Genomic DNA, 25,034 nt, shown 5'->3' on the forward strand with positions numbered 1-25,034 from the left:
TCTCAGGTAGTGTTTATGAGTTGGGATATGTATAAGAAACTTGCTTATATTCAAATACAACCTCACTCACCGTACTCAAGTCAATATTGCTTGCATATAATGAGCTCTCATTACCATCAACATCTAAAATCCAGGTATCACCTGTATAAGTCGTCGTGCCATCACCATTGTCCACAAAGCTTTCGTTAGCTGTTGTAACCCAATCAAAGTACAAGAAGTATATTCCGGGATTCCCAACATATGGATGTAAATCCCAGTCATAGCTTATAGCATACGATGTGGATGAACCACCGGGAGTATAGGTTGCGAGAGTCAAAGCATTCAAACTATTTTCCATTGCGTATGCCTTAATCAAGGCATCTGCCACTGTCGGAACCTTGACCCCCTCTGTGTCATAATCCGTGTATGGTGTTGTGGTGTAATAGTGTCCGTCAGTTCCTACTTCAGCCTGAATAGCGCTGATTGATACCGTTTGTTCAGCTACTGTACTACCTTTGTTTATAATGGTTACATCCACCGTACCACTGGGTGCCGCGAACACACTCATGCTCATGGAGAATACCATCACCATTGCCAGAACAACTCCAACCATCCTCTTAACTAAATTCTTTAACCTCATTGTTACTCCTTTCTCCGCTTTTCCAAGCGGGTTAAGTATTACTAACGTAAAAGTTCCTATCATACTGGGACGGCGCCTGTCCCACTATAATCGATAATACTTATCGGAGTGTACAAAAAATACACCTCCATTCTGCCTATGGACGTAGCATCTGGGAATTTTGTGTTCGTATTCTGACTTGGGTTCCTCCTACTCAAAAGCACCTTCCCGGATATCCTCCAGTGGCATCTTGCTTTCTTTCGTCCCCCATACAGCAGGGATAACTGTTCCGGATTCTCACCGGATTCCTTTAAACAGAGCGTATGCTCTGACCACAAAAATTTCTCAATATTCAGTTTTCTTTTATAACTATAGTATAATCTTATATATCTGGTTTGTCAATATTTAACATATTATTTCTTTCCCTCCTCTCTTCTATAGGTATTCTACCTGAAATCCGGATTTCCGGCAATAACCGTCTACTTTTCCACCCTTCCTGCAACGGATTCTGGCTGCCTTATTGATGACCCAAGGTCCAATTTCTACCGGATCTCCTGGAATCTCCAGAACTTTCAGCCGGTTACAACCGTGGAACGCCCACTTTTCAATCACTTTTACATGGTCAGGAATCTGCACGTATTCCAGCTGGTTGCATTTTAAGAATGCGCTGTCCCCAATCCTTACCAACCCCTCCGGCAGTATCAGCTCTTTTAATGCCGTCTGATAGAACGCTTCCATGCCAATCTCTTTCAGACCGGTCGGAAACTTCATCTCCTCTAGTGCCGTACATTTGTAAAATGCCCGCCGTTCGATTCTTGTAATCCCATCTGGAAGGACTATGGAATTCAGATGGGAACAGCCTGCGAAGGTCTCCGTCTTAATCTCCTGATAGAGACTTCCCCGCTCAAATTGAACCTGCTCCAGACGCCGGCACTGTGCAAATGCCCGTTTGCCTATGAAATTGGCTGTTCCGGGAATGTGCACCTGGCTAAGTCTGGTACAGTTGGAAAACGCTTCCTTCCTGACGAACACGATTCCCTGCATCTCCACATTCCGAAGTGCCGTGTTTTCAAAGCTTTGGGCACCCACCTCTTTCACATGTTCGGGCAAAATGACCCGCCGTAATTTGTTGTTATTTTGAAAAGCTCCCTCACCAATCGCACGACAATTCGGATCTGCCGTCCATTCTTTTTGTTTTTCGATTGCTTTTCCCTGTGCTTTTGTAAACGTATACCCGGATTCCGCCTTCCTCCAAACGGAAACCCTTTCACCCAATATATCACCTCCCACAGTAACACAAGTATATGTACACCCCAGAGGGGCTTTATTATATGGAAAACCAGATTTCCAATATAATAAAAAGATGCAGCATCACACTGCACCTCAGCTTTCAATCACAAGAAAATAGAGCTATCTTAACGATTACCTTCGCTGCCGCAGTATGCGCATGATAAATAGGAAATTTCTCTTTATAAAAAGGGTACAAAAAGAACGACAATTTCCCACTCCATTTATCATTGCGTGTAATAATTGGCAACAGCTTTAAGCAGGTCTCCTGGCTTACGCAATCCCATCTCTCCCCTTCTCATACAATTTTAAAATGTGTACAATGGTATATGGAGAAATTACGCGCATACAGTAGCACGACTGCCAAGGATTCTAACCTTGTTCCCTCTTGGCCTGACGCCTGTACCCAATCGCACATAGCACCAGGAACTTAAGACCGGTAATTGTTTGTTATTATTTTAGTCTAGCACAGCATACGGAAGTATACAAGTAATAATACAAATTTTGTTATTTTCAACGATTATTTCACTTTATATTCGTCAGAATTTCACAGAATAGCAACACTTGAATTTCTTTCGAACACAGAAAAATCCCTGCTAAAGATCAGCTGTCAAAATTTCTGATCCCTAGCAGGGTATTGCACTGATTTACATCATATTGTCTGGAACATAGACATCCGCATACTGAACACCGAATTGTTTTGCCTCTTCATGACTGTTCATATAAATATCAATATGTCCGTATGGTGTTCCTCTATCCTCCACGGTAAACACCTGTCCGCCAATATTCAATTTTGTTCCGAAACCAATCCCTCCGACAGCGACAGTTCGTCCCTGTACCGGCATCCTGCCGCTGGCAGTCGGTCCCTTCGACCACTTTCCGCAGCAAATTGGGCAGCTGCAGTATGCAGTGAGTTTAAACCTGCCGAGATATATTCCGGACGGTTTTGCTCGTCCCTGATTCAGCAGTTGGAATATGGGATTGACTCCCATCGCGTTTTGATCCTCGATCACACGAACGGCCCAGGGAACCTTTGCATAGTCCACATTGGAGATCACAATGCCGGTCTTCGTACTCTGAGCATTGATCGCTTTCCCGTCTCCCATGTAGATCATGACATGGTAGATGGTTCCATTGGGTCTCGCATAGAAGATCAAGTCTCCGGGTTTTGCCTCCGCAGCCGGAATTCTGGTTCCCGCATATGCCTGCTCTCTTGATGTACGCGGCAGGGAATAGCCAAAGCGTTTAAATACCTGCATCACATAACCGGAACAGTCGGCGCCGTCTGTCAGACTCACACCACCCCAGACATAGGGATGTCCCAGAAACTGCTGTGAAAATTTCAGAAGCGATGACCGAACCTCACTTCCGGCTTCTACTTCTCTCACCGTATAGGGAGAATAGCGATAAGCTTTGTTCTCATATTCGGCAATCATACATTCCGCCAGAGAGAATTTGTTCTCACCGAGTGCATCCACCTGCATATGAGCATCTTCGTCCATCATCAGGTACTCGCGCAGAATGAATCCCCGTACTTCACCAGACTCCACATAGACCCAAGGCTGGTCTTTGTCGGCTATGACAAAGCACATTCCGCCGCGATTCAATCTTCCGACTACGCGAGAGGAGATATTCTTCTCCTCATGGATATTGACAAACGTTTCCACCTTGGCCAGTGCGTAGTCCTTGTCGATCGTCTGAAAAAAGGAGGCATCTGCATAATCTCCCCAGTTAAAGGAGATCGGTGTATGGTCAGCATAAATTCCGGGAATATAATTCGTTGACGGGGATATTCCTGGATCATCTGCCCCGGAATTCGTCTCCGGAACAGGTGCTGCCGGTTTTTGTAGTGGTGTCGGATCTGGCGTCGGTGCCGGGCTTTCTGAATTCACTCCAGGGGTCGGTTCCGGATCTTGATTTTCAGGATCGGTCGGTTCTGTCTCTGACCCTGTTCCCGGAGTTGGCGTTGGCGTCGGGTTTGCCGGATCTGTTCCCGGATCTGTGTCAGGTGCCGGATCTGTTCCCGGATCCGGTGGCAGCGCAGGATCCGGTGTCGTCTCCTCCGGAAGATTCGGATCGGTCTCAGAACCCGAATCAGGTGCCGGGTTCTCCGGTGTCGTTCCCGGATCCGATATCGGAGTGTTCGTATCTTCCGGAACTGATGCGGTATCTTCCGGTGACACTGTCACATCCGCATCACCCGGCTGTACGGATGCTCGAAACGAACCTGCATCCGTTCCGGCAGGAGAAACAGATGTCGGCGAATCAAAAGCCGCACCCATCGCAGATAAAGGCTGTGCAAAAAAAAGCGATGTACTCAATACACAGGACACAGTTAAAATTCTTTTTTTTGAAGTCTTACAGGGATCTTTCGTTTGATTAGGTATCAAATTTGTAATTTTCATAATAGTAACCTTGGTTCCTTCGTATGTAACTCGTTGTAATTCAGTAATCGAAATCATTCCATCTATTTCCAAGTATCATCTCGATTTTAACACAATGTCCGCCAGAATACAAACTATATTATGGATTTTGTCACTTCAGACAAATATCTTACTTGATTTTCGTCGGAATACCGCAGAACATTCGGGTCACTTCGTCAGATTCTTCTGCAAGAATGTTCAGACAATATCCAATTGCTTCCCTCCATTTTCTCATCAGTGGATCAACCGGTACAACGCCGCAGGATATGTCATCGCAAACAATGACTTTGTCCCGATAATCCTCCCTGTGATCTTGAATATACTTTACGGGGTCTTCTCCTGCTTTTATCAGCTCCAGTATATAGACATGAAACTCATCCAGAACTCTGTCTTTATTATAATGCTTTAATGCATATTCATACTTTCCCTGATATGCTCCGCCAAAAATCAGAACCAATATTCTCTCCTCCCTTGTGAACGCAAAATTTTCCATAAGCAGCCTCTATCACAATATCACAATATTTTGCACAAACACGGTCGATGGCACCAAGGCTTTTACAGTACTCTCTTGTCGTTTCATCACAAAAAGCTACATCTGCGTAAATGTAATCGGATACAAAAACAATATTTTCAAGATCAGATATCAGAATCTTCAGCTCATCGGCTACTTTCTCACCCGCATCTTCCCTGCACCCGCCATCCCGACTGAACATCTCATTTGCAAGAAGTGCCGTCGTGCTGTCTATGAGAAACGTACCTGATCGGTCACAGGAATTCAATATTTGAATGATATCCCTTTCCTGCTCGACTGTGACAAATCCCATACCCTGACGGTTATGGCGGTGGCGTCGGATCCTTTGTAAATCTTCATCGTCACCGGCTCTCATAGTGGCTACATAGTAGAGAGCTCTCTTTTGATCGGCTCCCGCCATGGCGGAGGCCATTTTTAAAGCATATGTTGACTTTCCGTTTTTGCATCCGCCTGATATGAATATTTTCATCTGATTTCTCCAGATTTGTCTTTTTTATCAAACACGTAAATACTAAAATAATAAACCTCATTCCCGCTCCACTGGATCTCCATATTACAACTCTCGGCCAGTTTTCCGACATCGATACAGTATGCAGACAGACAGGAAAAGCGCATGCTTTCCTTGACGCAGGGTTTCCCGGAAGGCATCATACATTCTTCACAAAAGTTACAGGGTCCGCACATGATCGGGAATCCGTCCATATCCATACCATCTGTTTTCAGTTCTTTCATCGCCTGGAGTGTCATCTGTGTATGCTTTCTCTTTAGTTTCTTCATCTCGGCATTGTCAAACGCGTCCTTAACTGGTGTTTTCGACTGAAATACAATACAGCGGCGATACGCAAGAACACGCTGCTTCATCTCCTTGGGTGTTCCGCTATAGGGCGGACAAGCATAATTTTTGTTATAGTTTCCGCATGCATTCTCCTCACAGAACTTGCGATACTCCGGCACAAAGACCAGATCATCCGTCGAGATCTCGGCTGCCTTTTCAAATCCTTCATGCTTCACTATATGTTCTAATGTTTTTTGATCCATAACAATCATCCTCTCAAAAAAATCACATCACAGATATCATAATCTTTTTCTCGATTAAAATCAACTCTGCCGTAAAAAAGGATTGACTAATTAGCTAATATTATATATAATATTATTAGCTAATATCTGTTGGAGGTGATTAATGTGACTGTTGCAACAGCAACTGAAGTTCAGAATAATTTTGGACGATATTTGCAAAAAGTACAAGATGGCGATGAAGTTGTGGTATTGAAAAACGGGAAACAGGTGGCTCGTTTAATTTCTTATCAGAAAAGTGTTTCATTTCTTACAGATTCACTTACTGGTATTTTGAAACATGATTACGATGATAAAGAAATGACAGCGGAGCGTATGAAAAAGTATGGTGATCTTGATTGATACAAATATAATACTTGATGTTTTATGTCAACGCAATGACTTCTATAAGGATTCAGCAAATATTTTCAGGTTGTGTGAAATCAAAAAACTTTACGGAGTTGTATCAACTTTATCATTTGCTAATATTTCATACATTATGCGAAAAGAATATGCTGCATCGAAAATTGGTGAGATTCTAGAAAGACTCTCGTTTATTTTTGATATTTCAGATCTCACAGTTGAAGATCTTAAGAGAGCAGCCGCTTTGAACTTTAAAGACTATGAAGACGCTATCCAATGCGCCTGTGCTCTCCGTTCTAAAGCCGATTATATTATAAGCAGGAATACAAAAGATTTTACCTTAAGCAAAATACCTGCCATAACACCAAAAGAATTTCTGGAAATCTTTAATTATAATTTTTAAAATTTTTTGAGTTTTTCTTGTATAAAATTGCCCAGATTTTGGAAACATGTTATAATAGTGGCATCAAATCTAAGGAGGTATCCTTCATGAAAGCAACAATTGAAGATGGATGTATCGGATGCGGGCAGTGTGCAGATACATGTCCGGAAGTTTTTCGCATGGGTGATGACGATCTGGCAGAGGTTTATGCAGATGTGACACCTGACAACGAGGAAAGCGCAAAGGAAGCTGCTGATGGCTGTCCTGTGGAAGTAATCATTGTAGAGTAATGCTGTATCAATATCAAAAGTTCCATGCTGACATAATGACGGACCTGCTTATGTACCGTAATTCATCGGCATGGAATTTTTCTTTTTTAAGAGAAAGGAACTTCTCATGAATAAAAATGATTTCGCACCGGCTCCTCCTATGGGTTGGAATAGTTACGATTATTATGATACCACGGTAAACGAAGAACAAGTGAGGGCGAATGCCGATTATATGGCGAAGAATCTCAAAGAATTCGGATGGGAGTATATCATAGTCGATATTCAGTGGTACGCACACCACACGGGTTCCAGACGGGAGCAATTTCAATACATTCCCTTTTCCAAACTCGAGATGGACGAATATTCACGTCTCCAGCCCGACCCGGTACGTTTTCCCAGTTCCGCCGGCGGAGCAGGGTTTGCCCCTTTAGCGGCTTATATACATAGTCTTGGATTGAAATTCGGTATTCACATTATGCGCGGGATTCCGCGTGCCGCCGCACACGCACACAGCAAGATACTTGGCACGGATGTGGCTGCAGATGAAGTTGCCGATCCATCTTCTATCTGTGGATGGAATCCGGATATGTATGGAGTAAGAAATACATCGGCCGGCCAGGCTTACTACGATTCTATCCTGAAATTGTACGCCTCGTGGGGTGTCGATTTTATCAAATGTGATGATATCTGCAATACGAATCTCTATACAGAACACCCCTATTCAGCACGCCATGAAATTGAGATGATCTCCACAGCCATCACTCGCTTAGGAAGACCAATTGTCTTGTCCTTATCACCCGGACCTGCTCTGATCGACAAGGCCTGGCACTATGGGAGATATGCTAATATGTGGCGTATCACAGACGACTTCTGGGATGACTGGGATCTGTTAAAAAACATGTTCTGCCGCTGTGAGCTGTGGCAGAAACATGTATCGAGGGGCTGCTACCCGGATCTTGACATGCTGCCTCTTGGCCGCCTTGGAAAAGGCTTCGGCAAAGAACGCCAGACCAATTTTACCTGCCAGGAACAGCGCACAATGATGACTTTGTGGTGTCTCTTTGGATCACCCCTTATGCTCGGTGCAGAACTGACCCTGTTGGATGAGTGGACCTTGTCTCTCCTCACCAACAAAGAGATTCTGTCTCTGGCAACACCAGACTGCAGACCTTGGCAAATACATCGCGATGAAACCCAAGCCATATGGACAGGATGCAATGAGACCGACGGTTCTTTTTATGTTGCTCTCTTTAATCTCAGTGACAAAGAAAAAGAAATCTCTGTTTCACTGGAAGAACTCTTCTTTTGCCCTTATGTTCGAAATCCGAACATTAAGGGACAAGACGTGATTCAGCTGCGTGATCTGTGGAAAGATGAAATTTCCATGTTCACAGGCAGCACCATCAGCCAGTCAGTGAAGCCGCATGACTGTGTCATCTACAAGATCGGCTAATAAAGACAGCGTTGCCGCAACTGTTCGTCTGTCACATACAAATTATCCGGCTCCTAATATTAGAAGCCGGATAAAATATCTCTTTATCTCTACTCGATTTCCGGTGCGTCCGGATCGTCTTTTAAGATAAGACTTAAGATCAGGGCGACGATTGTACCTGCGGAGATTCCAGATCCGAACAGGCTGCTTAAAATTCCGGGAAGTTTTGCAACTACTTCCGGACGGAATGTAACACCTAAGCCGATGCCGATTGAACTTGCCATAATCAAAAGATTCCGGTTTGTAAATTTCACCTTTGACAGTGTTTTGATTCCGGAGATTGCAACGGTACCGAACATTAGAATTCCGGCTCCTCCAAGAACGCAGGAAGGCATGATAGATACTACCGTCGATACCTTCGGAAAGAGACTGATCAGGATAAGCAGTACTCCTGCTACGATTGCAACGTGCTGTGATGCACATTTTGTAAGAGGGATCAGGCCTACGTTCTGACCGAATGTCTGTGCAGGGCCGGATCCGACGAACGGACAGACAAAAGAGCTGACGGAATCAGCCCGTACCCCTGCTACAACCTCATCTCTGCTTAACTTTTTGCCTGTCACTTCACCAAGCGTTTCCATAACACCTACGGTTTCAATGACAGTCACCAGATATCCGGCGATAAACGGTACGACAAACTTTGGGTTAAAATCAATTCCAAAACGTGCAATCTCAGGCATCTGGAACCATTCTGCATTACCGATCTGTGAGAAATCTACGAAACCAAACGGAATACTGATTATGTATCCTACGATGATTCCGATCATAACAGCTGCGGAATTCCAGATTCCCTTTGCATATCTGTTCAAAAGGAGGATAACGACGAATACGATCACCGCAATCAGTATGTATCTCGCATCTCCATAATTGGGATTATCTGAACCTCCTCCGATCCAGTCGAAAGCGATCGGCATCATGGACATTCCCATGAGTGTGATAACTGTACCGGTTACAACCGGTGTGAATATCTTCATCAACGGTTTGACAAAAAAGCTCAGGATAAATTCCAGAATAGCACCCAAAATAGATGCTCCGAAATATCCGGCCATTCCGCCTCCCATCGTGTTGATAATTGTGTTTGCTGGCGGAACAAACCCAAAGTCTGTTCCCATGACGGTCGGAAGTCCTACACCAACCCGAAACTTTTTCGGTCCAAATCCTTTTGTCTGGATAATTGATGCAATTCCGGAAGCCAGCAGCGATGCCGATACCAGATATGCCGTATCCACAACATTAAGTTTTGCAAGACCAGCGATGACCAGGGGTACTGCTACAATTCCACTGAATGCAGTCAGAATGTTCTGGAGCCCCAGCAGGATGGATGTGCCAAGATTTGGCTTGTCTTCCACCTGGTATACCAACGTTGAAGTGTTGTTTGTTTGTGCCTCATTCTTTTCCATATTGTGTGTTTTCACCTCTCTGTATTGTTTAACATTCTATTTAAAAGCAGTCTCCCGCGTATCGAGAGACAAAGAAAGCCTCCCGATACACGTTAAGTAGCCGCTGAATTTTATAAATGATTATTGAGAGTTTACGCATTATACCACAAACATATAGGATATCAGATTCAGGAATACGGGCACTTTGTGCCATATAATCCACGGTATCCTATATCTTTTCTTAAATCTTTAAATTCCGTTTGTCTCCAGAAAGTCCTGCAGCAGATTCTGGCACACAGATTTCCTATATTCGGCTGAAACTCTTCCACGAATGGGAACAATCGCCTCATCATAAGCTGCCAGGTACTTCTCTTTGATGCCTTTTGCCTCGTCGATGGTTTTTCCAATCATCATCTGATCAATGTCAGGTCTTCTTACAACTACATCGCTGACCGCTCCGAATGCCGTGGCACAGTTTTTGATTCTGCCATCTTCTGTATCCAAAATCCCCGCAAAAGACACTCTTGAGATCGCAAGTGCATTTCTGGCACCGATTTTCTTATAATAATAGTTGTCGATCCCGTTCTTTGGAACGAGGATCTCAACGAGCAATTCATCCTCACGAATCGCGAGTTTCTTTCTTCCCAGATAAAACTCTTTGATCGGGATAAAACGTTCTCCGCTCATGCTTTGAAGATGTAAGAGCGAATCTGTCACGAAGAAGATCAAAACGCTGTCTCCCTTCGGTGAACCGTTGCAGACATTTCCACCTACAGTTCCAAGGTTTCGAATTGCCGGCGCGGCAAGCTCTATGACGGCATCCTTTAAAATCTGAGGAATCAGCTTGTGATGGAGTACTTCCGAGTAGGTCGAACAGGCTCCGATTCGAATATATTCCTCATCCTCCGTGATCTGTTTTAATTCCGCTATCTTGTTCAAAAACAGATAGGAGGCCTGATCGTCCGCTTCGATCATCAGATCTGTGCCTCCGGCATAGGGAGTCACCGGCTTTGTATTTTTGATTTTTAGTGCCTCATCCAGAGATGTTGTAAAATAACTGTTTACCATAATCCCTTCCCCTCCTTTGCCGCAATCTGGATTGCTTTTACAATCGCGTTATATCCCGTACATCTGCACAAGTTCCCGGATATTGCTCTGCGAATCTCCTCCTCGTCGGGATTGGGGTTCTCTGCAAGCAGACACTCTGAGGCCAGCATCATGCCTGGAATGCAAAAACCGCACTGCACTGCACTTACATCCGCATATGCTTTCGAGAGCATTTCGAATCTTTCGGTCTTACTGTATCCTTCAATTGTCAGTACTGTACTCCCCTCGATACTTCCCATTGCAACCATGCAGGAGTTGACCAGACGATTATCGAGGATCACGGAGCATGCTCCGCACTCGCCTTCTTTACATCCGCATTTTGCTCCGGTGAGACGAAATTCATTGCGCAGGACATCCAAAAGCCGTTCATTTGGGTTTGCATTGCTGGTAACTTCTTCGCCGTTTAGTATGAATTTAATCATGTTTCTTCACCTCCTGCAAATGCTTCATGATATCTTCCGCAGTATAAGGGATATGGTCTATATTGGTCGAAAGTGCCTGCTCAAGGGCGTCAATATATGCCGGTGCCGGCCCTACGTTCGGAAGCTCGCCCGCGCCTTTTGCGCCAAATGGTCCCTCATCGTAAGGAACGCTCACAAAATCTGTGACCATGTTTTCGACATCCATTGATGTCGGAATGATGTAATCGCTGAAGCTATTGTTGCGGATTCTTCCCTGCTCGTTGTATCCGATCTGCTCCATGGAAGCATATCCGATGGACTGAAGGAATCCGCCCTCCATCTGGCCATGAAGGATATTCAGATCAAGAGGTGTTCCCACATCGTAGACGCCCCACGCTTTGAGCACTTTTGTCTGTGCCGTCAGTGTATCCACTTCCAGTTCGATGACATTGACAGACCAGGAATAGGTCGGATAAGCATCTCCGGTGAAGGTGTTTGTGTCAAACTGAATCATAAAATCCGGATGCACATAATGTTCCGTGATCAGCTGCTCTTCTCCTGGTTTCCACTGCTTTTTTAGTCTTTCTGCCGCTCGTTTGATCAGTTCACCGACCACCATGATGGAGCGGCTGGCAACGGTAGGACCGGAGTCAGGCACTCGATCGGTATCCGGATTTTTTATAATGATACGATCCATGGGAATATCTAAAGCATTCGCAACAATTTTGGAAAATGTTGTCTTTGCGCCCTGTCCCATATCGGTTGTACTTGTGAGAATCTCAACCGTATCATCTGCATTTTTTCGAAGCTTTGCAACACCTTTAATCAGATCCCTCTCACCGTTTCCGGTAAATCCGCAGCCGTGATATACCGTCGAGATTCCGATCCCTCTTCTGTATCTTCCTGTCTGATTCTTATAAAGTTCACGTTTTCTTCTAAAATCAGAAAGCTCATCGGCCCGCTTTACCATCTCCGGAAGCGGCACATGAAAATGATACAGACCATTTGTCGAGGTCCTATCGCCTTGTTTTGCAAAGTGTTCCTCTTTAAACGCCAGCGGCTCCATACCATATTTTTTCGCTATGTGATCCATCAGCATTTCTGCTGTAAAAAAAGTCTGCGGGCCGCCGAATCCGCGGAACGCACCGTTTGGGACCGTGTTGGTCTTCATCCCATCTCCGGTCACATGCAGATTCTCAACATTATATACTCCACAGGCACCGATCAGCCCACGCTGCAAAACAACATCGGTCAGTGTCGTGTATGCACCCGCATCATAGATGACATTGATGTCCATACCGGTGATCTTTTTATCTTTTAAAGCCACTTTATAAGTGACGTAGGCCGGATGACGCTTCGAGGTAAACTCAATATCCTCTCTTCTGCCAAAGACACATTTCACCGGCTTTTGCACTTTATTCGCCGCAACAGCAACCTGGCAGGCAAGAATCGAAGGATAGTCCTCTTTTCCGCCGAATCCGCCGCCTGTGACATCCTGTACAACCCTGAGATGATCTCTGTCACAGCCGACTGCCTTAGCGACTGCTGTGATCACATAATACGGACACTGCATCGAACCTCGGATGACAAGCTTTCCGTTCTCTGGATAGGAGATGATCCCATTCGTCTCCAGATATGCCTGCTCTTGCTGGCCGGTATGAAATTTCTCGGTATATATCTCATCTGCTTCCTCAAAAGCCTTTTTCAGGTCACCCTTTTCAAAATCATGATGAAAAAATGATGTTTTCGATTGCATGACATCGAAGACAGGCTCCAGTTCGTCATAATCCACCACTGTCTCATCAATGATATGGTCAATCCCCTTCTTGTCGGGACCTACGATCATCGAGATGACATCTCCGATATACTCGACGGTATCCACCGGAAAAACTGGCATATCTTCCAGAACAACATGAATCTTGTTTTCACCTGGAACATCATCTTTATCAACAACGAAGTATCCCTCTGGTAATTTGGGATATGTTATTTTTATGATGCGGGCTCTCGCTTTCGTCGACCGAAGCATTTTTCCATAAAGCATACCGTCCATCACAAGATCATCAACGTACATTGCCTCGCCGCTGATCTTATCGTCGTGGTCTCTTTTTTTTACGGAATGACTGATTGTTTCCATCCCACATGCCTCCTTTTATATTAATTCTGTAACATTGTATAAAAGTTCCCTTTCCGCTATCCGCTTATCTGGAACTCTTCTTATAGTTATAGTATAGAATGAGGCATCATGTTCGTCAAATTCTTTTACAAAAGAACTTGCTCATGGCACTTTTTATGGCATTTAAAACAATCGTTTATACTCTTCTTCCGTATATCTTCGTACATTATTTTCGAATTCAATATATCTTTCCAAAAATTCTTCACCTTTTTTGGTCAAATATGTATTTCCTCCTCTATGGCCTCCGTGGATTCTCTCCACAACAGCATATCCGAGCTCATCCTCCAGTTTATTCAACATCGTCCATGCTTTGCTGTAAGACACAGCCATACGGCTGCATGCTTCCCGGACAGAGTGCGTCTCCTGAATCTGCACCAGCAGAAGTCTGCTGCGCGCGTCAAAAAACATCGACTCCCGCTCAAGATTGATGCGCAGAAATGGATGTGCAATCTGTTTGTTATATTCCGGAACCAGCTGCTCGAGTCTCTTTATGTCATCGGTCGTATGAATAACCCCTTCGTCTTCGACCTCCATAAATGTCCTTACATCTGAGAAATTGTCGATTGCCCCTTTTAATCCGCCCGGACCCTCGTAATTTATGATATCAGGAAGAATCCGACGATCAAGCAGAACCGGGCGCCCGGTATGTCCATGATACGAGGGCACAATCAACGATTTATCAAGCTGAACCATCTTTTGTATTGTATCCGGTGTCACCATCGGAACATTTACCGGAGTATAAACAATCTTGTCACACCGGTCTTTCATATACTTCAATCCCATTTTCACAGAGTCAAACTTCTTTGTATTTTCGTAATCTTCATTGCGGATAAATATCACTCCATAGTCGGATAGTTGATGTTCGATATCCTCCGCATGATACCCCACGACAACCACAATCGGAAAAAGCCCTGCAATCTGAAAAGTCAGAACTTCCCTTCTGATAACCGTGATTGATCCAATCTTATAAAGCGGATCCAGTTTGCTTTTTTTTGGAAACTGTCCCGCAGCAACGATGAGTCCGCCTGTTTTTCTAACAATATCACCCATAATCTTTTACCTTCTACTACCCTATCCATTCTTCCTAAAGCGTTATCCTATCCTGATTGATCCTCCGGACAGGTTTAGATCGCACCTAGCAGCATATAATGCTCCGACGGTTCACGAAAGAAAAACACTCCGAGTCCTCCCATTCCAAGATGTGCACCCAATACTCCTCCAATTTCTGTAATCGTTGTCGTACATTCCGGAAGTATCTCTATGATCTGTCTGGATACATTGTCCGCCAGCGGCTTGTTTCCGGTATGTGCGATTGCAATCATCTGTCTTTGGAAGTCTTCTGTCCTTCGGCACACTTCCTTTATAACAGTCTGTACTGCCTTCTTCTCTCCACGCACCATTCCCTCTACAGTCATTTTACCGTCTTTTACATCCAGCCATGGACGAATGTTCAGGACACTGCCTGCCCAGCCAAGTGGTTTGCTGATTCTGCCGCCTTTGACCATCCACTTCAAATCCGCAACCGTAAACAAATGTTCCACATGATCGATCATGAAGTTAATTTCTTTGACTATCACCTCTATGTCCATCCCTTTTTCAGACATCAAAAGAGCCTGCAGTACAATCAGTCCTGTCGCACAGGATCCGCCTCTGGAGTCCACAATCTCCATCTGTCTCTCTGGATATTTCTCTTTTAATTCATCCGCAACCACATGGGCAAGTGAAAAACATCCTGACATCTCGCCGGAAAAGGAAATATAGATAAAATTCTCCCCATTCTGGCAACACTTTTCAAATTCCTCTTTCATCACTTCATATGGGATCTGAGCTGTCTTTGGAAGAACATCCTTACGCATCAGTGCATACACCTGTTCGATTCCAATATCTATGCCGTCCAGATAGTCCCTCCCCTCTGCCGATATCACAAGCGGCAGGGTAATCAACTTATGTCCCTCTAAGAGTTCTTTATTAATATCACACGTACTGTCTGCAATAATCTGAGTCATAGCATCACCGATTCCTTTGTCTTTCTTCTCTTCTCATATTTTTAAGTATAACATAAATCTTCATGTTTAACACATCCGAACAAAATAAAGACCCCATGAATGATTGTCATGAGGTCTTTATCGGCCCGGTGGTTCGCCAGCGTTATCTGACGCAGAGCATCTTATATCACGGCTGCCCCAAAAGGCATCAGGGCAAGTTTTGCCAATTTGAAGTGCTGTCGCCCAAAGGGGATTCCGACAATGGTAACACAGAGTATCACTCCGGTAGCCAAGTGTTCTAAAGCAAGTGGTATCCCGGACAAGATAATCCAGAAAATATTCATCACCAGTGAGGCGGCTCCTCCGCCATAGACAATCTCTTTTCCAAAAGGAAAGAAACTTAAACCTGCCAGTTTAAAACACTGTTTTCCAATCGGAATCCCTACAATGGTAATACACCATAAAACGCCGGCAGCGCACCAGCTAAGGCCGCTTGTGAATCCGCCGAATACAAACCATAAAAGATTTCCTAGGCATCCCATAGATACAAACCTCCCTTCAAAATGTGAAAATCAACAAAAGCTCTGAGAATTCCTGTGTAAAAACCCCCGGATTTCTCATAATATGAGACTTTCCGGGGATTCTGATTGATTATTTACTTTCTATTATTTATTCATCTGAGCAGCTACTTCAGCGGCGAAGTCTTCTTGTTTCTTTTCGATTCCCTCACCGGTCATATAGCGGACAAAGCCTTTGATTTCTATCTTGGCATTGTTTGCTTTCGCAACTTCTGCAACGTATTTTCCAACGGTCTGTTTTCCGTCTTCAGCTTTTACATATACTTGATCGACTAGGCAGATTTCCTTAAGTTCTTTCTTGATACGACCTGTAACGATACCGCTTATCATCTTATCATTCGCATCCGGCTTTTCATTCTTAGCCTGAACTGTCAGAATTTCCTTTTCATGTTCCAGGTAGTCCTGATCCACTTCACTTTCATTCGTAAAGCGAGGATTTAAAGCCGCTACCTGCATGGCAATATTCTTTGCCATCTCTTTGATGTCATCATTTACAACATCGGTCTCTACGTCAATAAGGACACCAATCTTTCCACCCATATGCGTATAGGAAGCGATCAATCCATTCTCCTCAGATACCTGAACAAAACGGCGAATATTCATGTTCTCACCAATTGTTGCAATCTTGTGAGCCAGTTCTTCTGCAACTGATTCACTGATATCGAATTTCCAGGGCTCTGCAAGAAAGGCATCAATATCAGCAGCCTTTGTATCCATCGCCTGTTCTGCTACCTGTGCAACATAATTCTGGAATTTTTCATTCTTGGCAACAAAATCAGTCTCCGCATTAACTTCAACGGCAACAGCCTTTTTCTCATCGTCAGAAACCATGACTTTGACAAGTCCTTCTGCTGCAACTCTGCCGGCCTTTTTCTGAGCAGTGGCCAGTCCCTTTTCTCTCAAAAACTCAACTGCTTTATCCATGTCACCGTCTGTGGATGTAAGAGCTTTCTTACAGTCCATCATGCCGGCACCGGTCATCTCTCGTAATTCTTTTACCATCTTTGCTGTAACAGCCATGAAAAAGTCCCTCCGTAATTTGATTATTTCTCTGCAGCTTCGTCTGTTTCCTCAACAGTTTCGGCTTCGTCTGATCCCTCAGATTCTGTCTGACCCTGTCGGGCCTCGATTACAGCATCAGCCATCTTAGAGGTGAGAAGTTTCACCGCGCGGATAGCATCATCATTACCCGGGATTACATAATCCAATTCTTCCGGATCACAGTTTGTATCACAAATTCCGATTAACGGGATTCCCAATGTATGAGCCTCCTGCACACAGATTCTTTCTTTCTTGGGATCTACAATAAAAATCACATCCGGCAGTCTCTTCATATCTTTGATTCCGCCAAGATTCTTCTGCAGTTTATCTAATTCTTTCTTCAAATTTATAACTTCTTTTTTAGGAAGAACATCGAATGTTCCGTCTTCTTCCATTGTCTCGATCTCTTTTAATCTTTCAATTCTGCTCTGGATCGTCTTGAAGTTGGTCATCATACCACCAAGCCATCTTTGATTTACATAAAACATTCCGCAGCGTTCAGCCTCAGACTGAATTGCATCCTGTGCCTGTTTTTTTGTTCCTACAAATAAAACTGTGCCGCCGTCTGCTACGGTATCCATAACTGTCTTGTAAGCATCATCAACCATACCTACTGATTTCTGCAGATCGATAATATAGATGCCATTACGCTCTGTGTAAATGTATGGAGCCATCTTAGGGTTCCATCTTCTTGTCTGATGTCCGAAATGAACACCTGCCTCCAATAACTGTTTCATTGAAAGAATACTCATAATATTTGTCTCCTTTTGGTTAATATCTTCCGCATGTTTAATATCCTCAGAACCCACTATAGCAGATGGGCACCATCCTCGGAATCCGCATACGTGTTTTATCGCAACGCTAATAGTATATCATACAGAATTTACATTTTCAAGAACAATTTTCAGGGTTATTTTGAAGTATCTCTATCCAACATGAGATTTCTCAGATCTTTCTGACAGATCGGGTTGATAAAAAAACAGATAATAACAGCCTGCCGCTGCCAGCAGTATCACAATAACAGTCAGCAGCGGTTCACCAAACCTCACTCTCTTGATCAGTGCGTCTACCATACGCTCATAAAAGATACTGAATATATTGATCGCCATATGTGCTATGACAGGTGCTGCAAGAGTCCCTGTTTTTTCATAGAGCACGGCGAATAGAATTCCAAGACCTGTCGCATATAAAAACTGTACCATATTTCCATGATATATGCCAAACAAGGCTGCAGAGATCCCAACTGCCCATCCGGTGTCGAAATACGTTTTGGCCCTCTGATAGATCAATCCGCGAAAAACCAGTTCCTCGCCCAAAGAGGCCAGGATACCAATACAGATCACCAGCAAAACCCAGTTTTGATTTTCATAGGAATGATCAGCAATCTCTGTATAACGTTCGAATATTTTGCGGATACCTGAGGCATCAATCAATCTCGTGCAGACTAATCCCAATCCGATGGAAGCTGCCATGCACGCAGCCGCCATCATCGGATTCCATCTTTTTACCTTAATATGAAACTTCTCTTTTTCAACAATATAAGAACTTCTCAGCAAAAAGATAACCAGGAGAGCGGTAATCGCAGATAAAATACTGCTAAGCCAGGGAAATCTTGTAATTACCTCCATATAACCCTGACCGTTTCCGTCGTAAAACAATCCCGCGATTGTCACTCCCAAAGTACTGATCACCAACATACAGACAAAGTGAACAACCATGGGAGATAAAATATCCCAGATCATCCTCTGCCAGGAGACCTTTCCTCTGGTCTTGCGGGCTTTCTGCTGCTTCCTGTGATTCTCGGGATGGGATTTGTAAAAGGATGTCTTTTCAGTTTCCTCTTCATCCTTCTTTGCCAGTACTTTCAAGTCCTCTACCGTATCTGCAACAAAGACTGCCCCGGCATTTTGAAGTTCCTCTTTGCTTCCATACCCATAGGCCACTCCCACACACAACAGGCCGCATGCTCTGGCTCCCTCTACATCATAGGAACGATCGCCTACCATAAGAACCCTTTCCCTGCTTTTGGAAATTTTAAGTCTTTTTAATACTTCTTCGATTACATCTTCTTTGGCTGTTCTGCTGCCATCCAACTCACTGCCGACAACAACGTCAAAGTATTTTCTCAGATCAAAGTGTCTTAGAACTTCCTCTACGAAAACACCAGGCTTTGACGAAGCCACTGCAAGCGTTTTTCCCTGTTGTTTTAAAAATGAAAGCAGCTCCGGAATGTTCTTATATACCTCATTCTCATATATTCCAATTGTGCTGTAACGCTCCCTGTACTGCTCTATAGCCTGATCAGCCTCTTCGCTGGTAAACCCGGCAAACTCCATAAATTCTTCATGAAGCGGCGGCCCCACAAAGCATCGGAGCCTATCGGCATCTTTCTCCGGTTTTCCCATGTAGTTCAATGCATACTGAACACACTTTATGATCCCCGGACCTGAATCTGTCAATGTTCCATCAAGATCAAATAATATTACGTCTGACATATTCTTTCGTATCCCCTTATCAATTCTTCTCACATAACCTTTTGACACTTTCATCATGATCATTAGTATAGCACAGATTCACACCTAAGTTCAATAAAAGCGTTCCTTTTTACAGCAGCGGATCCCTCAAAATCTGCCCCAGAGTACCAGCACTTTATATTGATGAACCAAGAATTCTTGCAATCATTTTTACCACATTGCGAAGCAGAAACGTCAGACTTTCGACGATATTTTGATTTTCTTTAACGCCCTGATGGATTTCAGCTTTTTTATCCTGCTTCTTCTCACTGGAAATCATAAATTCCCATGGGGACATAACCGAAATATTCCCCGCCTGATCCTTTACTGCTACGATAATCTGATTTTTTCCGTACTTCAGATTATCTTCTGAGATGAGAAGTTCATCTCCCTTTTCTTCGTAAGAACACTCTTTTCCATTGACCATACAGGTAATTACCTGTGTTGCGTCAACATTCTGCAGATGGATAACAGGCGAAAAAGATTGATCCAGCTTTACATTCGCTTTTTCCTGATCATAGGTAAATGTGGTTCCTCTGCGATTCACAGAGAATGCAACCGCTTCCTCGTAAGGAGAATCCGTTCTTTTGTTTTTCAACTTAAGGATATACTGATCGTCTTTATCAATATCTGGTATGGAATAACGCACTTTTCCATTCTCTTTATGGACCTGAACTGACTTCGGTATCACACCTTGAGATTTACTCTCAAGAATAATTTCAAGCTGTTCATCGTCTAAAATCGGGTTCTCTATGATAACCTCTGGTTTCACCTGCTTTGGATTCGAGGAGAGGTTTCTGATATTCTTGAAGAATACTTTGCGTGCGGGAAACACAGGCTGCTGCAACTTCCCGTTCTTATTCTCCTTCTCTTGTTCTTTTACGATTTTTTCTTTTTTGAATTGTTGTTTCTGCTCATCGTTTAATTTTGTCTCTGCTCTTTGCTTTTGCTCTTCTCTTTGCTTTTGTTCTTTCTCCTTTCTTTCGTCTTGGTTGTCCCTGATTTTTTTCTCTTCTTGTTCTTTCAAAACCATGTGATCTTCTTGCTCTGGTTTTCTGCTCGAAGTCTTTTCCGCCTGATCCTCTTCTTTCAAATCTACTTCCGTCTTTTTCTCCTGTTTTTTCCCCGATTCCTCCTCATCTATAAATTTTGCTTCATCCATAGTCTTAGCTTCTTCCGTAGTTTCTGTTTCTTTCGTAGTCTCTGTTTCTTCCACAAGTTCTGATTCTTCTATGGTTTCTTGTCCACCTATATCTTGTGGTTCACCTATAATTTCTGGTTCATCTGTAACTTCTGCTTGTTTCGCGTTATCACATGATACCGCTTCAACAGGAGTTTCAACTTGATCGGTTTGCTGATCCTCATCTTTTCTTTTCAAAATATCTTCCTGAATCTCCTCCCCATTCACAAAATCATCTGCTGGTTTCTGATCTTCCTGCGCCGCCTGTATAATTGAGTCTGTATCTGTCGGTTCCTCTTCTGCCATTGTACTTAGAGGATGTGATACCAACACCGCTGTCAGCAGGCAACATACTATCTTGTAATTCATGATAAAACCTCCAATCGTTCTTTAAGGATCTGATAATTCCTGTTCTCATCGGCACCGGGAATGGATGCCGCCTGTTGTATCATTTCACGGGCACGGTCGGGTTGCCGGGTTTCTATAAGAAATTCTGTATAGGAACAGATTCCTTCCATATGATGTGGATATTGCTGACAAAAATTCTCATAACATTTTTGCGCTTCTTCTATATTTCCCTGAAAATTTCTTGCTGTGGCTTCTCTTAGCAGAATTCTCTGTTTTAATTCCCTGCGATCTGCAATTTTTAGCAGCTGCTTGCCGTAATAGATGCTTTTTTCAAGATATGTATCTTCTTGTAACAAACTATCTGGATTCGAGAACCCCTGGTCCATATTCTCCTTTAGTATCCCAGTCATATAACAGGCAGATGCGAGACTTTCCAGAGTTTCCTGTCTCATTCTCATATCTTCCCGCAGAAGCATAGCCGTATCGTATGCTTTCTCGTAACAAGAGATCCCTTCCTGATATGGATTGATATTCTCATTTTTTAAAAAGGAGGCCTCGGACAAATAGGTACTCCCGCAAACCAGATATAATTCACAAATATAATCCAGATCCTGTCGATGAAGCATTCGTTCTCCATATTGTTTAAAATATTCAAGAGATTCCTGAATCTTCTTCCAGTCGATATCCGTTCCAAACTGTTCCAGACTTTTCGAAAGCTCTCCTAACTTTTTCCATCCATCCGGATCTTTCTCCTTTTTGGCAACATCATCAAATATTTTCGCTGCCATATTATAATCTTTGTTAAACTTCGGATCTAAAGAATTACCGCAAAAATACAAAAAACCAAGTTCTTTCTTTACCTCTGTGTGATTCTTGGTTTCCTTCGGATAAGATACCCACATCGACAAGATCCAGTCGACAGCTGGCTGCGTCTGTCCATTTTCTTCGGAAAACTCAAGAAGCTTTAAGTAGCTCTCCTGCTTATCGGGGCAAAGCCTGGATGCCTTCTTATAGATCCCGACAGTCTTGTCGAGGGAAACGGCCGAATCCTCTTGTTCTGCCTGTGATGCCTCGTTTATCAGCTGATAATATCGCTGCTGTTCAGATTCTGTGAGCAACGCAAAGCTGATACCAGCGGCCAAAAGTACCGATAATGCCCCTAGAATCCATGTTGTCACTTTCTGATTCTGACGTTTATTCTCATAGATTTTCTCCAGTATGATACGAACCTCGCGGGCAGACTGGAATCGTCTGCTTTTCTTATGCCGCGTCGATTTACGCAGCATGCGTCTGAACGCAGCAGAACCTTTTCCTCCTGACACTAATTGTAAAGTCCTTCCAAGTCCGAACAAATCTGTCGTCTGATCGCAGATACCGCCGTACTGCTCCGGTGCTGCATAGCCCCTTGTTCCCCCTTTTGGATTTTCCCCGGGAGAATCGAGTTTCATCCAAGAGGCCAGACCAAAGTCAACTAACTTAATCTGTCCTTCAGGGGTAAGCAAGATATTATCCGGTTTCATGTCCTGGTAAAGCACAGGCGGTTCCTTGCTATGCAGATATTCCAGCGTCTTTGCCAGTTCTATCCCTATTTCCAGATTCTCTTTTTGACTAAATTTCCGTCCGGATCGCAAGATATCCCCAAGACTTCTCCCTCTGAGGTAATCCATGACCAGATAGACACCATCTTCTTCTCTAATCAGATCCACGACTCTGGGAAGGGTTGGATAGTCCAGTTCTTTCATCATAGCTGCTTCATGGATACCGTCGTCGTCCCTGTTTAACAGACGCTTAATCGCCCACTCTTTTCCCAGATTGAGATCCACAGCGAGACAGACTTCTCCGAATCCGCCTTTCCCTATGATTTCTATTAATAGATATTTGTTTCCAATCACTCTTTTATATCCTGCAATTGAAATCACCTCCGCATAAAAAAGCAAAAAAAGGTTTGACAGAAAGTTCTTAATAATTTAATGAAATTGCGGGTGAAACACCCCTGGAAAATCAAACAAAGACCCCGGAAAGATTATTCCGCGAAAGAATCTTTATATAGATATAGTCTATCATTTTTGTGGCGAAATAGCAATTATTTTTTTCTACAAATAGTTGTTACATAACAATGAACAGGAGGAACATCAAGTGCGATGTTCCTCCTGTTTTTACATCTTATCCGGTGCTGAAAATCCGAGCATATCGATGCTGGTCTCAAGAATTTCACGTACAAGGTCCAACAGAGCAATCCAAGACTGTTTTTGTCTCTCGTCTTTTTCGCTTAAGATTTTTGTCTCATGATAAAAATGATTAAAAGAATTTGACAGTTCATAGATGTAAGAGCATATCTTATGTGGTGCTCTTTCTTCATATGCCTGTTCTACAATTCCATTAAATTTCGATGTCTCCAACATCAAATCTTTTTCACTCTCACCTGCAGCCGGAAGGATGGTTCCCTTTTCGATGGTTTTGCCTTCCTCTTCATAGCGGTTTAAAATCGATTTGATTCTCACAATCGTGTATAAGATATAGGGACCGGTGTTCCCCTCAAATGAGGTAAAGCGATCGACGTCAAACACGTAGTCTTTGGCAGCCACATTTGACAGATCTCCGTATTTGATTGCGGAAAGTCCGACAATCCTGGCAGTTTTTCTTGCATCATCAGCCTTCACGCTGCGGTTATCCACGATCTTCTTATACATCTCTTCATCGATGTCTCGAATCAGGCTTTCCAGACGCATGACACCACCCTCGCGGGTTTTAAAAGGTTTTCCGTCTTTTCCATTCATCGTTCCGAATCCCTGGAAAGTCAGTTTTGTATCTTCATCCACCAGTTTCGTCTTTTTCGCACAACGGAATACCTGTGTGAAATAGAGTTCCTGTCTCTTGTCAACCACGTAGACGATCTCATCCGGATGAAACAGCTTCATTCTCTCGACGATCGTGGCCAGATCCGTGGTATTATAAAGAGATGCTCCATCTGATTTTAAGATCATACAAGGCGGAATCTCTTTTGTATCTGTATCTTCTTTGACATCTACCACCAGTGCTCCCTGATCCAGATGGGCATAACCGTTATCTTTTAAGTATTTCACCATATCCGGAATATAAGGCTGTGCATCGGATTCTTTTTTCCAGAGGTCAAACTCAACATCCAATTTCTTATAATTTCGCTTCAGGTCTGTCACGGAAACAGTCAGAATATGATTCCAGAGAGCCATATACCCTTTGTTTCCCTGCTGAAGCTGATGCGTCGCCTCCATGGCCTTTTCCTTAAATTGGTCATCATCTTTCGACTTCGCGCTGGCTGCCGGATAAATCTGCTCCAATTCATTGATGGTAAATGGTGCCTCGTTCGGATATTCATCTGTATATTCCGGATCGAAATACACCAAATCCGGCTGACGTTCCCGAAGTTCAGCGATAATCAGTCCCATCTGAAGACCCCAGTCACCCAGATGCACGTCCCCGATCACTTTGTTACCCATATATCTGCCGATGCGTTTTAAGCTCTCACCGATAATCGCCGAGCGAAGATGCCCGACGTGAAGGGGTTTTGCCACATTCGGTCCGCCGTAATCGATAATAATTGTTTTCGGCTCTTTCACCTTCTCAATTGACAAATCCTTGTCGTTTTGAATCTGGTTGAGGTAATCTGAAAGAAATCTGCCGTTTATCTTTATATTGATAAATCCCGGCTTTACGACCTCCACCTTTTCCAGAAGCGCGGACCCTGCAAGTTTTGCTGCCACGTCATCCGCAATCAAAAAGGGTGCCTTTTTATATGTTTTTGCAGCCGCCAATGCTCCATTACACTGATATTCACATAGATCCGGCCGATTTGACAAGCCAACGATGCCATACGATGCATCATAGCCAGCCATTTCAAACGACTGCTGAATTTCATCTGTTATTAAATCTACAAGTTTTTTCATAAAAATG

Annotated in this window: 23 protein-coding genes and 2 riboswitches; of the genes, 4 read left to right on the top strand and 19 right to left on the bottom strand. The window is 43.6% G+C overall.

The genetic code is table 11. From position 1 onward, the window contains the following. Positions 1–13: 13 nt before the first annotated feature. From INP51_RS08470 to INP51_RS08495, 6 genes are all read right to left on the bottom strand, one after another. Positions 14–619 (bottom strand): hypothetical protein, encoded by a 606-nt coding sequence (locus INP51_RS08470; protein WP_193734451.1) that lies wholly within the window; start codon positions 617–619, stop codon positions 14–16. Between the two features lie 146 nt (positions 620–765). Then, positions 766–951: riboswitch (cobalamin riboswitch) on the bottom strand. 82 nt (positions 952–1,033) lie between these two features. Continuing rightward, a complete protein-coding gene (locus INP51_RS08475) occupies positions 1,034–1,873 on the bottom strand; it encodes a leucine-rich repeat domain-containing protein (protein ID WP_193734452.1) in 840 nt (279 codons plus the stop codon). A 253-nt stretch (positions 1,874–2,126) separates the two neighbouring features. Next, positions 2,127–2,334, bottom strand: a riboswitch (cobalamin riboswitch). A 198-nt stretch (positions 2,335–2,532) separates the two neighbouring features. Then, a complete protein-coding gene (locus INP51_RS08480) occupies positions 2,533–4,206 on the bottom strand; it encodes an NlpC/P60 family protein (RefSeq protein WP_193734453.1) in 1,674 nt (557 codons plus the stop codon). A gap of 232 nt (positions 4,207–4,438) precedes the next feature. Then, entirely contained in the window at positions 4,439–4,765 is a 327-nt protein-coding gene (locus INP51_RS08485; RefSeq protein WP_193734454.1) for a bifunctional adenosylcobinamide kinase/adenosylcobinamide-phosphate guanylyltransferase, read from the bottom strand. Next, positions 4,725–5,309, bottom strand: coding sequence for a bifunctional adenosylcobinamide kinase/adenosylcobinamide-phosphate guanylyltransferase (locus INP51_RS08490; protein WP_193734455.1), 585 nt, complete (start codon positions 5,307–5,309; stop codon positions 4,725–4,727). Before INP51_RS08490 ends, INP51_RS08485 begins: the two co-directional genes overlap by 41 nt. Then, positions 5,306–5,878: a DUF2284 domain-containing protein gene (locus INP51_RS08495; protein WP_193734456.1), complete on the bottom strand. Its 573-nt coding sequence runs from the start codon at positions 5,876–5,878 to the stop codon at positions 5,306–5,308. The genes INP51_RS08490 and INP51_RS08495 overlap by 4 nt, the downstream gene beginning before the upstream one ends. A gap of 144 nt (positions 5,879–6,022) precedes the next feature. Between INP51_RS08495 and INP51_RS08500 the strand changes: the two genes are divergently transcribed. From INP51_RS08500 to INP51_RS08515, 4 genes are all read left to right on the top strand, one after another. After that, complete coding sequence (locus INP51_RS08500) at positions 6,023–6,256, top strand: type II toxin-antitoxin system Phd/YefM family antitoxin (RefSeq protein WP_193734457.1); 234 nt, start codon at positions 6,023–6,025, stop codon at positions 6,254–6,256. Continuing rightward, positions 6,240–6,659: a PIN domain-containing protein gene (locus INP51_RS08505; RefSeq protein ID WP_193734458.1), complete on the top strand. Its 420-nt coding sequence runs from the start codon at positions 6,240–6,242 to the stop codon at positions 6,657–6,659. The genes INP51_RS08500 and INP51_RS08505 overlap by 17 nt, the downstream gene beginning before the upstream one ends. Positions 6,660–6,745: 86 nt before the next feature. Beyond that, positions 6,746–6,928: a ferredoxin gene (locus tag INP51_RS08510; RefSeq protein WP_193734459.1), complete on the top strand. Its 183-nt coding sequence runs from the start codon at positions 6,746–6,748 to the stop codon at positions 6,926–6,928. Between the two features lie 106 nt (positions 6,929–7,034). After that, entirely contained in the window at positions 7,035–8,360 is a 1,326-nt protein-coding gene (locus INP51_RS08515) for a glycoside hydrolase family 27 protein (protein WP_193734460.1), read from the top strand. Between the two features lie 89 nt (positions 8,361–8,449). On the opposite strand, the gene INP51_RS08520 is transcribed toward INP51_RS08515, so the two are convergent. From INP51_RS08520 to argS, 13 genes are all read right to left on the bottom strand, one after another. Further along, positions 8,450–9,799: a uracil-xanthine permease family protein gene (locus INP51_RS08520; RefSeq protein WP_193734461.1), complete on the bottom strand. Its 1,350-nt coding sequence runs from the start codon at positions 9,797–9,799 to the stop codon at positions 8,450–8,452. A 228-nt stretch (positions 9,800–10,027) separates the two neighbouring features. After that, complete coding sequence (locus tag INP51_RS08525) at positions 10,028–10,846, bottom strand: FAD binding domain-containing protein (RefSeq protein WP_193734462.1); 819 nt, start codon at positions 10,844–10,846, stop codon at positions 10,028–10,030. Further along, positions 10,840–11,307: a (2Fe-2S)-binding protein gene (locus INP51_RS08530; protein ID WP_193734463.1), complete on the bottom strand. Its 468-nt coding sequence runs from the start codon at positions 11,305–11,307 to the stop codon at positions 10,840–10,842. The genes INP51_RS08525 and INP51_RS08530 overlap by 7 nt, the downstream gene beginning before the upstream one ends. Next, positions 11,300–13,420: a xanthine dehydrogenase family protein molybdopterin-binding subunit gene (locus INP51_RS08535; RefSeq protein WP_193734464.1), complete on the bottom strand. Its 2,121-nt coding sequence runs from the start codon at positions 13,418–13,420 to the stop codon at positions 11,300–11,302. Before INP51_RS08535 ends, INP51_RS08530 begins: the two co-directional genes overlap by 8 nt. A gap of 162 nt (positions 13,421–13,582) precedes the next feature. Beyond that, positions 13,583–14,509 (bottom strand): NTP transferase domain-containing protein, encoded by a 927-nt coding sequence (locus INP51_RS08540; protein WP_193734465.1) that lies wholly within the window; start codon positions 14,507–14,509, stop codon positions 13,583–13,585. Positions 14,510–14,583: 74 nt separating this feature from the next. Beyond that, complete coding sequence (locus INP51_RS08545; protein ID WP_193734466.1) at positions 14,584–15,465, bottom strand: DegV family protein; 882 nt, start codon at positions 15,463–15,465, stop codon at positions 14,584–14,586. Positions 15,466–15,626: 161 nt separating this feature from the next. After that, the gene (locus INP51_RS08550) at positions 15,627–15,986 is read right to left on the bottom strand and encodes a YccF domain-containing protein (protein ID WP_193734467.1); all 360 of its coding nucleotides are present in this window, start codon (positions 15,984–15,986) and stop codon (positions 15,627–15,629) included. Between the two features lie 123 nt (positions 15,987–16,109). Further along, complete coding sequence (tsf, locus tag INP51_RS08555; RefSeq protein ID WP_193734468.1) at positions 16,110–17,042, bottom strand: translation elongation factor Ts; 933 nt, start codon at positions 17,040–17,042, stop codon at positions 16,110–16,112. 23 nt (positions 17,043–17,065) lie between these two features. Continuing rightward, positions 17,066–17,815 (bottom strand): 30S ribosomal protein S2, encoded by a 750-nt coding sequence (rpsB, locus tag INP51_RS08560; protein WP_193734469.1) that lies wholly within the window; start codon positions 17,813–17,815, stop codon positions 17,066–17,068. A gap of 174 nt (positions 17,816–17,989) precedes the next feature. Next, complete coding sequence (locus tag INP51_RS16365; protein WP_193734470.1) at positions 17,990–19,615, bottom strand: HAD hydrolase-like protein; 1,626 nt, start codon at positions 19,613–19,615, stop codon at positions 17,990–17,992. Positions 19,616–19,712: 97 nt separating this feature from the next. Continuing rightward, a complete protein-coding gene (locus INP51_RS08570; RefSeq protein WP_193734471.1) occupies positions 19,713–21,125 on the bottom strand; it encodes a hypothetical protein in 1,413 nt (470 codons plus the stop codon). Beyond that, positions 21,122–22,996 carry a serine/threonine protein kinase gene (locus INP51_RS08575; RefSeq protein WP_193734472.1) on the bottom strand — a complete coding sequence of 625 codons (1,875 nt, stop codon included), beginning with the start codon at positions 22,994–22,996 and terminating at the stop codon, positions 21,122–21,124. The genes INP51_RS08570 and INP51_RS08575 overlap by 4 nt, the downstream gene beginning before the upstream one ends. Before the next feature lie 264 nt (positions 22,997–23,260). Further along, on the bottom strand, positions 23,261–25,027 hold the full coding sequence (gene argS / locus INP51_RS08580; protein ID WP_193734473.1) for an arginine--tRNA ligase: 1,767 nt from the start codon (positions 25,025–25,027) through the stop codon (positions 23,261–23,263). Positions 25,028–25,034 lie beyond the last annotated feature (7 nt).

Source organism: Blautia liquoris (genome assembly GCF_015159595.1).
Taxonomy (GTDB): domain Bacteria; phylum Bacillota; class Clostridia; order Lachnospirales; family Lachnospiraceae; genus Novisyntrophococcus; species Novisyntrophococcus liquoris.

Excerpts from the sequence above, each read along its gene's own strand:
- INP51_RS08470 (WP_193734451.1), bottom strand. The coding sequence starts at position 619 with ATGAGGTTAAAGAATTTAGTTAAGAGGATGGTTGGAGTTGTTCTGGCA.
- INP51_RS08490 (WP_193734455.1), bottom strand. The coding sequence starts at position 5,309 with ATGAAAATATTCATATCAGGCGGATGCAAAAACGGAAAGTCAACATAT.
- INP51_RS08495 (WP_193734456.1), bottom strand. The coding sequence starts at position 5,878 with ATGGATCAAAAAACATTAGAACATATAGTGAAGCATGAAGGATTTGAA.
- INP51_RS08505 (WP_193734458.1), top strand. The coding sequence starts at position 6,240 with ATGGTGATCTTGATTGATACAAATATAATACTTGATGTTTTATGTCAA.
- INP51_RS08510 (WP_193734459.1), top strand. The coding sequence starts at position 6,746 with ATGAAAGCAACAATTGAAGATGGATGTATCGGATGCGGGCAGTGTGCA.
- INP51_RS08515 (WP_193734460.1), top strand. The coding sequence starts at position 7,035 with ATGAATAAAAATGATTTCGCACCGGCTCCTCCTATGGGTTGGAATAGT.
- INP51_RS08520 (WP_193734461.1), bottom strand. The coding sequence starts at position 9,799 with ATGGAAAAGAATGAGGCACAAACAAACAACACTTCAACGTTGGTATAC.
- INP51_RS08525 (WP_193734462.1), bottom strand. The coding sequence starts at position 10,846 with ATGGTAAACAGTTATTTTACAACATCTCTGGATGAGGCACTAAAAATC.
- INP51_RS08530 (WP_193734463.1), bottom strand. The coding sequence starts at position 11,307 with ATGATTAAATTCATACTAAACGGCGAAGAAGTTACCAGCAATGCAAAC.
- INP51_RS08535 (WP_193734464.1), bottom strand. The coding sequence starts at position 13,420 with ATGGAAACAATCAGTCATTCCGTAAAAAAAAGAGACCACGACGATAAG.
- INP51_RS08540 (WP_193734465.1), bottom strand. The coding sequence starts at position 14,509 with ATGGGTGATATTGTTAGAAAAACAGGCGGACTCATCGTTGCTGCGGGA.
- INP51_RS08545 (WP_193734466.1), bottom strand. The coding sequence starts at position 15,465 with ATGACTCAGATTATTGCAGACAGTACGTGTGATATTAATAAAGAACTC.
- INP51_RS08550 (WP_193734467.1), bottom strand. The coding sequence starts at position 15,986 with ATGGGATGCCTAGGAAATCTTTTATGGTTTGTATTCGGCGGATTCACA.
- tsf (WP_193734468.1), bottom strand. The coding sequence starts at position 17,042 with ATGGCTGTTACAGCAAAGATGGTAAAAGAATTACGAGAGATGACCGGT.
- rpsB (WP_193734469.1), bottom strand. The coding sequence starts at position 17,815 with ATGAGTATTCTTTCAATGAAACAGTTATTGGAGGCAGGTGTTCATTTC.
- INP51_RS16365 (WP_193734470.1), bottom strand. The coding sequence starts at position 19,615 with ATGATGAAAGTGTCAAAAGGTTATGTGAGAAGAATTGATAAGGGGATA.
- INP51_RS08570 (WP_193734471.1), bottom strand. The coding sequence starts at position 21,125 with ATGAATTACAAGATAGTATGTTGCCTGCTGACAGCGGTGTTGGTATCA.
- argS (WP_193734473.1), bottom strand. The coding sequence starts at position 25,027 with ATGAAAAAACTTGTAGATTTAATAACAGATGAAATTCAGCAGTCGTTT.